The organism is Caballeronia sp. M23-90 (assembly GCF_053574605.1).
The window spans coordinates 1-12,473 of sequence record NZ_JBSIPA010000166.1 but is presented as its reverse complement, the minus strand read 5'-3'; the positions used below and the strand labels follow the sequence as shown (position 1 = coordinate 12,473).

The following is a 12,473-nucleotide window of genomic DNA, read 5'->3' as shown; positions in this document are numbered from 1 at the left end:
TCAGCCATCGCGTGAAACGGCACCGTCGCCACCGCCGCGATCGTTTGCAGCGCCCGCCGCCGTCCGCGTTTGTACCGCTGCTCAAACATTGGGCCACCCCGAATACGGATTCATCGGGCTTAGCCTGCGGACGTGCGCGGCGTGAGGTTGTACGGGCGCTGACTGGGGTCGTCTTGCAGGATTCGAAGCAAGTCTCGCGCCGCACGGTCCCAGCGGAACTGCTGCGCGTGTTCCAGGCCGATCTCGCGATAATGGTCTCGCAACTCGCTGTCACTCATCATCAACGCGATCTTCTCCGCAATGTCTTCGGCGGACGTCGCATCGCAATACATGGCGGCTTGCCCGCATGCTTCGGGTATCGAAGCATGCGTCGACGCGATGACTGGACAACCGCAATACATGGCTTCGAGCGGCGGCAGTCCGAACCCTTCATACAGCGAAGGGAAGATCAGGCATGCCGCGCTTTCATAGAGCGACTTCAGTTCGCCATCGGACACGAAGCCCGCCCAGATGACCCGCTTGTCTTCGGTCGCGGCGTCCAGTGCAGAGCTGCTCGCTGCCTTGAACACGCGCGAGTTCTTGCCGCCGGCGATGACAAACTTCAGATCCGGCATATGCTCCAGCAGCTTGATGGCTTCGAGCGCACGCTGCAGGTTCTTGCGCGGATCGAGACTGCCCACGATCACGCAATACGAGTCCTTCGAAAGCTTGAGGCGATCGATGATCGCCGGCTCCGGAGCAATGCGGTCAAGGTGGTCCGCGCCGGGAGGCAGGACCACAACGCGCGACTTGTCGAGCTTCAGGTGATGACAAATACGCTCTTGCGAGAACGTCGAGATGGTCAGGATCAGCGGCTGAAGGCGCGGCAGTATCGAAAATCGCAGCTTGTACCAGAGCAGGAATTTCTTCGAGAACGCCTCGGGTACGTCGAACACGGCCATGTCGTGAACCATCACGATCTGCCTGCGTTTGAAGAGCGGATTCGTGTTGCACAGGTTGACGAGCGTTGTTCTTCTCGATGCGATCGGCAACGTGATCTGTTCCCACAGGTTCCCGCGAAACCACGGGAAGCGCCGCTGCCGCTTGAGCAACGTGCCGGGCGCCACGGCGTCCTGCGGCACGAAGACTTCGAGCTCCTTGCCCGGCATCGCGCGCATCTGCATTGCGCGCGTCAATTCGAATGCAACTCGCTGTACGCCGGTGATTCTCTGCGACGTGAACTTCCCGTTAATTGCTATGGCCATTGCACTTTCCCTTGAACGATGTAGCGCGCTCCCGGCGTGGGCGCGCTGTTGAGGCAGCGAATTCAGTGAACCGTCTCTACGTCACCGTGGTCGCTTGCATAGTTCGTGGCGTAGCCATAGCCGCGGTTGCTTCGTTTAAGCGGTATTCCGTTGAAAACCGCGCCCGCAATGCGCCCTTCTGCACGCGCGAGCTTCCTGACCGTATCGGAGATTTCTTCTTCGCTTTGCATACCCGAGCGCAGCACGAGCAACGAAGAACCTGCTTCGCTCGCGATGATCGACGCATCGGTTACGGCGAGGAACGGAGGCGTATCGACAATGACGAGGTCGAACTGCTTGCTGAGCCGGTCGAGTAATTCCTTGAACCCGGCTTGCATGAGCAAGGCAGCCGGATTGGTCGGACGTACACCGCACGAAAGGAACGACACGCCTTCCACGCCAACCTGGCGAATTGCGTTGCGCACCGGCAAACGGCCGGACAGCACTTCGGCCAGACCGCCGCGATTACGTTGCTTGAAGAACGACGCAAGATGGCCGCGACGCATGTCGGCGTCGATCAGGAGAACCCGCGATCCCGTCTCTGCGTGCAGCACGGCCAGGTTTGCCGCCACGAAACTCTTGCCCGCGGACGGCGTGGGGCCGGTAACCATCACGATATTGTTCGGTGCGTGAGCGAGATCGCGTGTCAGCGCGGTCCGAACAGCGCGCAACGCTTCGACAGACGGATCATGCGGGAAGCGTGCGGCAAGCACCCTGCTGCCCAGGCCATCCAGCGTGCCTGCATCGCTGAAATCGCCTACGGGCTCTGCACGCGGGAACGGCAATCCTGCCTTCATTGCAGGCGGCAATGCCTTCTTCGGCACGCCGGCGCTGCTCGGATCGAGACGCATTTGTTGATGACTGAACAGGACTTCACCGAGGACCGGCACGCTCAGGCGGCGCTCCACATAGCGCGGATCGGTCACGCCGATCATCACGTGACGGCGCATGAACACGAGGAACACGCCCGTGAGCAGACCCAGCACAACACCGCCGCCCAACACAGCCGGACGATTCGGCTTGACCGGACGATGCGGACGCACCGCGGAATCGACCACATGCGCGCCGCCTGACGTGCTCGCACGACGCACGGTCAGTTGTTCGGCCTTCTGGACCATGCCGAGGTAAATCGTTTCAGCAACCTTCTGCGCGCGGATCAGATCGACGCTCTGACGCTCGGACGAAGGCATGCTGCGAAAGCGTCCGTCGAACTCACCCTTCGCCTTGTTCAACTGGGCGAGTTGCGTATCGACGTTTTGCACCCAGCGGCTGTTCGGCGTAAAGCGCTCGAGCAGTTGCGTGCGTTGCAATTGCAGCGTGGCAATCTGCCGATCGAAGTCGATACCACCCTGAAGGAACGACTGCGCTTCAGCGGTCGGCTGCATCGAGTTCGAGGTCGACCGGTAGCTCTTCAACGCTTCTTCCGACTTGCGCAAGTCGGACAGCAAACGCGGCAATTCACCGTTGATGAACGCGAGCGTCTTCGTGTCGTTGGATTGACGGCTTGCGACAGCCGCTGCAAGGTACTGCGCAGCCAGCGCGTTGGTCACTTCAGTCGCTTTCGCGGGGCTCTTGTCAGCGTATTCGATTTCGATCAGGCCCGAGTCCTTGACCTTGTCGCTGACTTTCACGGTGTCGGCGAAACGCTTGACCGCATCGAGGTCATTCCAGCGGATCACTTCGAACGACGTACCCGGACGTGCAACAAGTTGCTTCATCGTGATGGAGACACCGTTGGCGCTGGCGGGAACACCGACCATGCCGCTCACCAGCAATTCGTTCGATGGACCACGCAGTTCGTAGCGACCACCATCGAGCGCAATGAGCTTCAGCTTTTCTTCTTCCAGGCTTTGCGGAACATCAAGGCTTCCGACCTGGACACGCTCGCCGCCCCAGGCAAACGACTTGAGGCCGAGCCAGGGCGCCGACGGTTCACCCGGCGTCGCGAATTTCTCCGCTATATCGCCCAGCAACGGGAACGTGCGCGGCGAGACCGAGACATCGAAGCGATACTTTTCGATCACTGGCTCGAGCACGGAACGGCTGCGCATCACGGCCATTTCAGCGCTGGGTGCAGGTGCAGGCGGCGGCAGCGTTTCCTGATTCTGCAGCGCGATCCCCAACTGGTTCTGCTCCGGCGGATCTACGCGGATGAGTACATCGGCGGAATAGATCGGGGGTGCAATGAAGATATAGGCCACCGCCAGCGCGACGACGACTACAGTCGCGACCAGGATCTCCCAGATGTGATCCCGCATCAGGTTAAGCATGTCCTTGGCGCTGAGTTGCCCGCGCTCATGGCCTGCAGAGGGATTTAGCGAATTTGAAGGGTAGTAATCCACCGGCGTATTCCTTCGATGTTCAAAGTATGTCGCGACCGTGCGGCGAAGGCGCCGCTGTCGGGTAAAGCCGCACAACCCGCGGCCCGCTAAAAGTGATGAAAAGGACGGCTCGCCGCGTTCAAGCGATCTGCCAGTCCATGACGAAGTAATCGCCTATGGAAATGCGGAGCGTGTTCTCCGCTGACTTACCTGAAAATTTTCGAGACATTTCATAGAGCTTTCCACGATCTGTACTCCAAAATGTTTAAGCATCTGACCTTTTTTGATGAATGTCTTGCAGTCGGTCCACGCAGTTCGGCCAAGCACCGAGCCCCCGTCACGCGACTTCCTCTCTTGCCGGCACGCGCGGCAACAGTCTGCTGAATTCCCGCGCCACGACCCCGTAACACGCACACGCATGAGCTCGCAGCCCTTCGCGATCGCTTACGGCGATCGAACGCCGGCCGGTGTGAATCACGCCGGCGTCCTGCAACTTGCCCGCCGCCGCGCTGATGCCTTCGCGCCGGACACCCAGCATCTCGGCAATCAACTGGTGACTCACATGTAGTTCATGACCCGGCGCACGGTCTGTTTCCAGCAACAGCCACCTGCACAACTGCTCGCTGACCGAGTGGTACCTGTTGCAGATTGCGGTCTGCGCAACCTGTACTAACAAAGCCTGCATGTAGAGCAGCAACAACCGCCTGAGTCCGTCCGAATTCGTGAACTGCTGCTGCAAGGCCGTAGCCTTCATCCGGTACGCGGTTCCTTCGAACTGCACCTGGACGCTCATCGGCATCGTCTTGCCGCCTGTGAGAACCGGTACGCCGATCATTCCTTCGGCACCGACCGCTGCAACCTGGTTGGACGATCCATCCGCCATCCGATAGATCAGTGACACGACCGCTGTTATCGGAAAGTAAACGTGATCAATGGCCTGTCCGCTCTCACACAGTACTTGTCCTTCCCGAAGCGAAACAGTTTCAAGGAACGGATGCAACGCTTGCCACTCACGAACGGGTAACGCGTCAAGCAGATGATTCGTGTGTCCTTCATCGTCGGCCATTAGCATTTAGAGTGCCCTGTTGTTATCCGTTAGAAATGCGTGGTTCGCAGTTGCCCCGACCATTGGCCTATCTGTTCGCGAGTCCCTGAAAGGTGCACATGCAAGCATGACGTGCATAACAACTCACGCCCTGGTGCAACCGCAGTTTCTGCGCCAACGCAACACGCCTGGCTCGTTAAGGCATCGGGATCAATACGTCATACGCTGCGAGCGGTTGAACACCCGGATCGCGGACAACAGTTCCGATTTGATAAAAACGCAGACCCCGAACCCGCCAAAATTGCCGCAGATCAATCTGCAGTCTTCGACGTGTATCAGGTTGGATTCATGGATTCGCCGCGACGCACTTCATGCTGGAGGCTGATCCAGGCGCCGAAAGCGCTTTCAGAAAGGGCCGTGATCGAACACTCGAATCATCAGAGGAATGCAAACACAACTTCCCTTTCATGTTGCGTTGAAGCATAGACCGGGGAAATGGAATGAAATCGGTCAAGGCTTAAAATCTAGAACTATTGGCCGATTATGTTGAACCCTTTACGGGTTTCTTAGGGAAAGAAAGAATTGTTGCGATCTGCAATATGTGTAACAGAAATTGTATATCTAGAATCTTTTCGGTTTTTCTGGTCTTCTGCTACATGCGGCAAAGAGTTGTACAGATCATGTCCAGCAGGAACGAATCTGGCTAAAGTCTTGTTCTGTATAGAGTTCAACAAAAGCTCGAACAACCCTCTTCGTGCCTTTTATCTTTTTTATATTAATAATACGGATCGGAAATTCTTTCCGTGGCTCGTTAATATACAAGCAGCTCTTTCGATCAAGAGTAATTATTTCTTAATTAAGCCGCTGCATTCGCCATTCATTAGGACCGCTCCGCCAAACTGTCAGTCGGTTATTGCGCGGAGCTACGCTGTGTTGCACAAAGTCATGCTTGCAGCTTCGGAGGATTAAATAGTGGACACGTTGACGGACTTTTATCGGCCTAGCGACATACATCACAGGGATGAATCTAAAGTTAATAAACGGCACATCGGGCTGCTGGTCTCAAATGAATGCTCGGTAACGAACGCCGGAGCGATCGGCGAGGCATTCCGCCTGGCAAATGAATTTGAGCAAGCGGGTGGCGGCGAGCCCCCGTACCGGCTTTCAGTGCTGTCGGAATCGGGTGGCTTCATCACGAGTTCCTCGAGCATCTCGATCTGGACCCAGAAGCTTGAGACTTATGCGTTGATGGACTTTCATGCGTTCTTCGTCGCCTGCCGCGATACGGACGCAGCAGGCGGCCCTGACGATCGCCTCCTGTCATGGATGTCGCATCCGACCCGCGACGCGTCCCTGCGCAGTCAGCCGGGCGCGAATTCCGTCTTTGATCCAAAGAACCTGGCGCGGTCTCCTGTGCCGATCTTTTGGTTCAAGGACGCACCGGTCGCAGACTGGTCAACCACGACGACGCCCGCCGACATGGCCCTCGCGCAAATCGAACGAGACCTGAGCGCCGACACCGCGAGAAGAATCGCCCGCGTTCTGCAACCCCACGCTCTTCAGCGCACGAAGCCAGACCTCGACGACCTGAACGCACGCACGACAACCGAGAAGATTCACGAATCTGCCCGGTGGATCAAGGAAAACTACAGCAAGCCGATCTCCGTTGCGCAAGCGGCAGAATCTGCAGCCATGAGCAAGCGCAACTATCTCCGGCGCTTCAAGTCCGAGTTCGGCGTGACCCCACTGGAATATCTGATCCGGACGCGCTTCGAAATCGTGTGCACCTTGTTGATGGATACCGACCTGCCTATCGACAAGATCGCACGACGCTGTGGCATGGGCGACGGAAATCGATTGGGACGATTGTTCAGACAACGGTTTGGCGTGTCGCCCATGCACTTCCGGTCGCGCGGGCAGATTCGTGCGGGCGCGCAATCACTTAACGCGGCCGACGCAAAAGATGCAATGAGCAAGTCCTCTCAACAGGACGCCGCCTTGCTCGAACGAAGTCTGGCCGCGCTTACCACCACGGATGGAAAGCATGCGTAAAACCAAGACAGGGCAGTTCGGCGAGTGGAATACCGCGCCGAACGCGGGTAACTCTTCAGCGATTCCGCTGAAGGAGATCGTGGTCTCGAACCAGACGGCTTCGGCGACTGCGCCCGATGCGCCGCTGAAGAAGCCCGCCACGATGCAACCGACCGCTTCCTTGAGCAGAAAGATCAAGGAAGGCGCGAAGTCGATGCTGCCCGATGCACTGTTTCTCGCGCTGATGCATCGCAAGTTCATTGGCCGTTTCCCGAGGTTGCTGCATCCGGTTACGTTCAACGAGAAAATCTTGCAACGTAGCATCAAACCCGATTCTCGCTATGCCGACTTGACTGACAAGCTGACGGTTCGTGACTACGTGAGAACCAAGCTTGGCGAAGAGCATCTGGTCCCACTGATAGCAGCACCTGACAGCTTTACCCAGTCGGTCTTCGACGCCCTGCCGAACTCGTTCGTAATGAAGGCGAATCACGGCAGCAGTTTCGTGGAAGTGGTGAAGGACAAGACGCAAACCTCCTTTGAGAAGCTTCAGGTGCTCGCCGAGAGGTGGCTGGCGACCGATTTTTATCGGGTTGGACGGGAACGTCACTACACGAAGATCAAAAGACGGATCTTCTTCGAGAAACTTCTGCTCGATAAAAGCGGCCAGATCCCGGCTGACTACAAGCTGCACTGTTTCGGCGGGAACGCTGGACGGCCTACCATGTACATACTGGTGATCTCGGACCGGTTTGGGAACAACACGCATGGCGACGTCTACGACATCCACTGGAATCACCTGGAAATCGCTATCGGCTATTACAAACGCAGCGATACGCCCGCTCCCGCGCCCCACAATCTCAAGGCGATATTGGATACCGCAGCCACTCTGGCGGAAGATTTCGACTACGTCCGGGTGGATTTGTACGCGCCTGATAGCGAAATTTATTTTGGCGAACTCACATTTACACCAGGCGCCGGCGTCCTCCCGTTCACACCGGATGGCATCGACTATGAGTGGGGACGACTTTTGATATGAGACCGGTGTGATGGATATGCGAACCCTGTAAAAAATGATGCAGAGTTGAAATTAATACAGGAAGCCTAAATAAACCAACTGTTGTTCTTCGCCGAGTTTCCCCCGCGTTATTTGTCGCGAAAAATCTTTCTGAAGCACTCCCTGCCTTTTCGCGTAAAAATCCCGCCCAGACTGAGCCACACTGCCGTTACGACGAGCAAAAAAATCATGACGATCATGCCGAAGAACGACTTGGCATCGACAAATTTGATCGGCTTCATCTGCGCGCTCATTGCGTGTGGAGTAGTGTCGGGTAGTGATGCGAGTGACGGTAGGGTGCACCGGAGTGGCAATCTGACTTAACTGAATCAGCTAGCAGTCTACAGCGCCGATACATGCGTTGCCAGTCTGGACAGAGCAAGAAACGGGCACGACTATCTGTTGGGGCACCGTCAAAATAGTTCGCTTCGCTCTCCGTGCAAAGAGCCCGGATAGCGCGATGCCATCCCGGCTTTCATGGACCACAGAACAAAATAAACAACAACGTACGTCAGTGTCAATCGTCTGCGTGCGCCGCTGTAAATCCGGTGAACGCTGCGTGGGGAGCGTTCACCGGCGCGCCGTCGATCATGATCCCGTACGTGCTGTTACCACTGTCGAGCACGTATACATGACAGACTGGATGTTGTGGCTCCTTCTTGCCGCATAGAATTCGCCCAGGTGAGTCGTGTTGTAGTTCGCAATCGGAATCCTGATCATTATCCATACACACGTACGTAGATTGGCACGCGAGGCTCTGCAACGCACCACGCCCATTTCCCTCACTCCTCGGCCTTGATCCCCAGTTCCCCAGCCATCCTCTCGACCAGCACGCGTAAGCGCGCGACTTCCTCGGCCAAGCGCTTCTGCTCCGCTTTCAACAGGTCGAAGTCGTTATAGGAAATCGAGTCATCGACCATTGCACCCGTCGATACCTCGCTGATCGCGACCTCGCCGCACAACAAATGCGCCCAGCGGCTTTCGCGCTCGCCCGGTGTACGCGGCAACTTGACCACGCGGGGCGGCTCGTTTTCAGCGAGTTCGTCGAGGAACGCTTCTACCGACGAAATATCCGCAAAACTGTGCAGGCGCGCAGCATTCAGCCGCAACTCGGCAGGCGTCTGCGGACCGCGCAAGATCAGCGTGGTCAACAACGCGGCAGCCTGGCTCGGCACACCCAGCGAACGGGTGATGTTGTGTTCGAAGCGCGGTACCCGACTGCTGCTGCCCTCGAATACCAGGCTCAGGCGCTTGAGTTCATCAATAGCTGTCAGCACATCGGCCTCGGTAACGTTCATTACCGGTGAGCGCGCAGTCTTCTGATTGCAACCGAGCGTCAGTGCGTTCACCGACAGCGGATAAGCATCGGGCACCGTATGCTGTTTCTCGACGAGCACGCCCAGTACGCGCGCCTCCAGAAGTGTCAGGGAACGCATTGCGGGACGTGCGGGGGCATCGGGAGTGGAGTTCATGCGTGACAGAGCCAGTGCTGCTACTTGAATTCTGGTCCGGTTCGAGCCGGGCGGAGAGTCGTCTTGTAAGAACGACGGCCCCTATGATATCCGCCCTGCCGCATCCCGAGAATACGGCGGCACTCCTCCGCGTTTTTCTCAGCCGTTGAGGCGCGCTTCAATGCGCGTAATCAAGCGGTCAATCCATGCGCGCAGCATTCGATCCGATGGCTCGAGCAATGTCGAAGCTGCAACGATCCTGTACACCTTGTTGCGACCGATCTTCGAAATTTTCGCGGCATCGAGCCATTCGTCGTTATTGACGAGAAGTACCAGCGTTTCCAGGCCGATCAACACCGGCCACAGACACGAAAGCCTCAGGCGGACCGAGCGTGCTGGAATGGCGAACGTGTAGTCGACTGCCGCGCGGTAATGGTCCAGCGTCAGGCGCAACAGTTCGAACAACAGCGGTTGTGCACGGCGCGACGCGCCTGGTGTGAGCAGATCCTCCGGCGACAGACCGTATCGGTTAAGCATGGGCGACGGCAGATAACAACGCCCGATGCGCAAGTCCTTGCTGCAATCACGCAGCACGTTGGTCATTTGCAGCGCCTTTCCGAAACGAACGCCGTTCGACAACGTGATCCCGGGCTCGCCCTTCAACGTGCCCGGCATGTGCGCGTACGTCATCCGCGTCCAGAATTCGCCCACGCAACCGGCGACCAGATAGGTGTAGGTGTCGAGTTCTTCGAGCGTATTGAGCGCAGCAATGCGGCCCGACGATTCATCGGGGAACGTATGCAGGTCGAATTCCATGCCCTGCGTCAGTGTAGACACGATCCCGCGCACGGCTGTCCGGTCGGCGTCGCTCAATTGCGACAGCACCGTCAATGCGCCGCCGAGCGATTCGAGCAGCACCTTTTCATCGGAGAGACTTTGCTGGTCCGCGACTTCCTGCGCGAGACGCTCCGTCAACGTACCGTCATCGGGCGCGCCGTTCACCAGGTTGCGCAGCGATAACAAGAGCTCCAGCCGCTGCGTCGGCGAAATCAGCGAAGTATCCGCGATCGTGTCCGCGGCGCGCGCCAGCAGGTAAGCCAGCCCGATCGGATCGCGCATCCCGACAGGCAGCACACGCAGGGTGAGGTAGAAGGACCGCGAGACGCCCTTCAGGAGCGGGCCAAGGAGTACGGCCCGGGATGGATTACGCATTGGATGGAATCTGGTCGGTGTTGGACGAATCAGGCGCTGCCGAATTGTATCTGCGTTCCGGCGGAGGTTCCTTTATTGCCCGCTTACCGCACCATCCACCCTGCAAACATCATTCGCCCAGCGCAGTCACCGTGATTTCAACCAGCAAGTCAGGCGCGGCGAGCTTCGATTCGACCGTTGCGCGTGTCGGTGCACAACCCGGCGCGACCCATGCGTCCCATACTTCGTTCATGCCCGCGAAGTCGCGGGCAATATCGGCCAGCCAGATTTGCGCAGAGATCAGCCGCGTCTTGTCGATGCCAGCTTGCGCGAGGAATCCGTCGATCTTCGCAAGCACCTGCTGCGTTTGCAGTTTTACATCGGGCGCACGGTCATTCGATGTCTGACCGCCGATGAACACCAGCCCCGCCGCTTTCACAACCCGGCTCATGCGTTGATTGGTTTCGATCCTGACGATATCGCTCATGGTCTTCCTTTGAAATGAAAATGGCCGCACGTTGCTTCAAGCGCGGTTCAAGTTGCTGCAGGGGCGCTATTAAACCCGTTGAACCGGTCGATGGCAAACGCATCGAGCGGCAACGACGCCGCGCCGTCCAGAACCAGCTCGGACACCAGCTTGCCGCAGCCCGGTCCAAGCTGGAAACCGCTGCCGCAATATCCGAACGAGTACGTCAGGTTCGACGCACGTTTGCTGCGCGAGATCACCGGCAGCGAATCGTCCGTGAACGCTTCCACGCCGGCCCACGCGCGGTTGATACCGAGATGGCGCAGATGCGGAAACAGATCGACCACGGTATTCGCGCTCTTGACCAGCCGCAGGAAATCGACTTCACCGTGACGTCCTGGCAGATCCGCAATGCCGATCAGCTTTCCGCCGATCACGACCGTGCCGTTATCGAATTGCTTGAACGACAACGGCCTGCCGGTTGCGCCCAGCGTCGCGCGACAGAATGGCGCCACGCGATGCGTGACCATCAGCATGAGCCCTTCCGGATGAACAGGAACCGGTTCGCCGACTTGCGCCGCGAGTTCGCCGGCCCATGCGCCGGCGGTCACAACGAGTTGCCCGGCAGAAAAATCCCCTCGCGGCGTATGCGCAATCCAGCGTTCGCCAATCTGTTCGATTCGCGTCACAGGCGTCCCTTCGTGGAACACCGCACCGTTGCGCTCCGCTGCCTTGCGAAATGCAGTCGTTGCGCGAAACGGCAACGCGTAGCCATCGCGTTCGACCCAGATACCGCCGGTGACTTGCGGCGTGATCGCCGGTTCAAGTTTGAGCAGGGTCTCGCGATCGATGATCTTTTCATGCGTGAAGCCGTGCGACTCGAGCAGTGCGACGCGTTCGCGGCATTCATCGAGTTCGGCGTCGGTTTCCGCGATCTTCAACTGCCCCGACGCGACGAAACCGGCGTCATCGCCGACTGTTTCCACGATGTTGTGCCAGATCTCGCGCGACATCAGCGACAACGGAATCTCGGGCACGGGTCGGCCGAGCGTGCGCACGCCGCCCGCATTCACACCCGATGCATGCCGCCCGATGTAATCCGCCTCCAGCACGGTCACGCTCGCGCCACGCTGCGCAAGATGAAACGCGCTGCTCGACCCGTGCAAGCCGCCGCCGATCACCAGCACGTCCGACTCGTTGGCTGCGGGCTTAGTCACCGGCGAGTTCTCCGAGCGTGAGCGGCTTGATCGGTGGGCGAATGCGGTAATAGCCGACGGTTTCAGGCGTGACGCTGCGAGCATCGGCGATCACTTCGGTCACCGTAAGACCGCACATGCGTCCCTGGCACGGTCCCATGCCGCATCGGCCGAAAGACTTCGCCTGGTTCGGCCCGAGACAACCGAGTGCCACGAACTGGCGTAGTTGCCCCGCCGTCACTTCTTCACAGCGGCACACAATGACCTCGTCCTTCGGCACCCGGTTTTCATCGCGCGGACGATACAGGCTGTCGAGGAAAGGCCGGATGCGCATCACTTCTGCCAGCCTGCGCATACGTGGCGCAGCGCTTTGATCGCGGGTTTTTTCATCGATCGCGCAGCAACTTGGCGCCATCGATGAAAAAACCCGCA

The 12,473-nt window shown here is 58.3% G+C and carries 11 protein-coding genes and 1 pseudogene; 2 read left to right on the top strand and 10 right to left on the bottom strand.

What is annotated here, in order from left to right; all coding sequences use genetic code 11:
- Positions 1 to 119 precede the first annotated feature (119 nt).
- From ACRXB1_RS17505 to ACRXB1_RS17495, 3 genes are all read right to left on the bottom strand, one after another.
- Complete coding sequence (locus ACRXB1_RS17505) at positions 120 to 1,244, bottom strand: glycosyltransferase family 4 protein (protein ID WP_174362460.1); 1,125 nt, start codon at positions 1,242 to 1,244, stop codon at positions 120 to 122.
- A gap of 62 nt (positions 1,245 to 1,306) precedes the next feature.
- Complete coding sequence (locus ACRXB1_RS17500) at positions 1,307 to 3,625, bottom strand: polysaccharide biosynthesis tyrosine autokinase (protein WP_231941489.1); 2,319 nt, start codon at positions 3,623 to 3,625, stop codon at positions 1,307 to 1,309.
- A 316-nt stretch (positions 3,626 to 3,941) separates the two neighbouring features.
- Positions 3,942 to 4,676 (bottom strand): Crp/Fnr family transcriptional regulator, encoded by a 735-nt coding sequence (locus ACRXB1_RS17495; RefSeq protein ID WP_062001187.1) that lies wholly within the window; start codon positions 4,674 to 4,676, stop codon positions 3,942 to 3,944.
- 945 nt (positions 4,677 to 5,621) lie between these two features.
- Here ACRXB1_RS17495 and ACRXB1_RS17490 point away from each other — a divergent pair.
- Together ACRXB1_RS17490 and ACRXB1_RS17485 are read left to right on the top strand one after the other, a co-directional pair.
- Positions 5,622 to 6,701, top strand: coding sequence for a helix-turn-helix domain-containing protein (locus ACRXB1_RS17490; protein WP_449492685.1), 1,080 nt, complete (start codon positions 5,622 to 5,624; stop codon positions 6,699 to 6,701).
- Positions 6,702 to 6,843: 142 nt separating this feature from the next.
- Positions 6,844 to 7,719, top strand: coding sequence for an ATP-grasp fold amidoligase family protein (locus ACRXB1_RS17485; protein WP_449492686.1), 876 nt, complete (start codon positions 6,844 to 6,846; stop codon positions 7,717 to 7,719).
- 107 nt (positions 7,720 to 7,826) lie between these two features.
- On the opposite strand, the gene ACRXB1_RS17480 is transcribed toward ACRXB1_RS17485, so the two are convergent.
- From ACRXB1_RS17480 to ACRXB1_RS17450, 7 genes and pseudogenes are all read right to left on the bottom strand, one after another.
- Positions 7,827 to 7,991 carry a hypothetical protein gene (locus tag ACRXB1_RS17480; RefSeq protein WP_449492684.1) on the bottom strand — a complete coding sequence of 55 codons (165 nt, stop codon included), beginning with the start codon at positions 7,989 to 7,991 and terminating at the stop codon, positions 7,827 to 7,829.
- 263 nt (positions 7,992 to 8,254) lie between these two features.
- A pseudogene (locus ACRXB1_RS17475) lies at positions 8,255 to 8,436 on the bottom strand (hypothetical protein); the annotation flags it as partial.
- 83 nt (positions 8,437 to 8,519) lie between these two features.
- Positions 8,520 to 9,209, bottom strand: a complete 690-nt coding sequence (locus ACRXB1_RS17470) for a YceH family protein (protein ID WP_062001189.1) — start codon at positions 9,207 to 9,209, stop codon at positions 8,520 to 8,522.
- 138 nt (positions 9,210 to 9,347) lie between these two features.
- The gene (locus ACRXB1_RS17465) at positions 9,348 to 10,400 is read right to left on the bottom strand and encodes a phytoene/squalene synthase family protein (RefSeq protein ID WP_449492683.1); all 1,053 of its coding nucleotides are present in this window, start codon (positions 10,398 to 10,400) and stop codon (positions 9,348 to 9,350) included.
- A gap of 109 nt (positions 10,401 to 10,509) precedes the next feature.
- Positions 10,510 to 10,866, bottom strand: a complete 357-nt coding sequence (locus ACRXB1_RS17460; RefSeq protein WP_449492682.1) for a RidA family protein — start codon at positions 10,864 to 10,866, stop codon at positions 10,510 to 10,512.
- 47 nt (positions 10,867 to 10,913) lie between these two features.
- Positions 10,914 to 12,062 carry an NAD(P)/FAD-dependent oxidoreductase gene (locus ACRXB1_RS17455; protein ID WP_449492681.1) on the bottom strand — a complete coding sequence of 383 codons (1,149 nt, stop codon included), beginning with the start codon at positions 12,060 to 12,062 and terminating at the stop codon, positions 10,914 to 10,916.
- The coding region (locus tag ACRXB1_RS17450; protein ID WP_449492680.1) for a (2Fe-2S)-binding protein at positions 12,055 to 12,473 on the bottom strand (419 nt) is incomplete at its 5' end. The genes ACRXB1_RS17450 and ACRXB1_RS17455, both read right to left, overlap by 8 nt.

Coding starts and splice junctions, on each gene's coding strand:
- ACRXB1_RS17470 (WP_062001189.1), bottom strand. CDS start 9,209: ATGAACTCCACTCCCGATGCCCCCGCACGTCCCGCAATGCGTTCCCTG.
- ACRXB1_RS17480 (WP_449492684.1), bottom strand. CDS start 7,991: ATGAGCGCGCAGATGAAGCCGATCAAATTTGTCGATGCCAAGTCGTTC.
- ACRXB1_RS17495 (WP_062001187.1), bottom strand. CDS start 4,676: ATGCTAATGGCCGACGATGAAGGACACACGAATCATCTGCTTGACGCG.
- ACRXB1_RS17505 (WP_174362460.1), bottom strand. CDS start 1,244: ATGGCCATAGCAATTAACGGGAAGTTCACGTCGCAGAGAATCACCGGC.
- ACRXB1_RS17465 (WP_449492683.1), bottom strand. CDS start 10,400: ATGCGTAATCCATCCCGGGCCGTACTCCTTGGCCCGCTCCTGAAGGGC.
- ACRXB1_RS17485 (WP_449492686.1), top strand. CDS start 6,844: ATGCAACCGACCGCTTCCTTGAGCAGAAAGATCAAGGAAGGCGCGAAG.
- ACRXB1_RS17460 (WP_449492682.1), bottom strand. CDS start 10,866: ATGAGCGATATCGTCAGGATCGAAACCAATCAACGCATGAGCCGGGTT.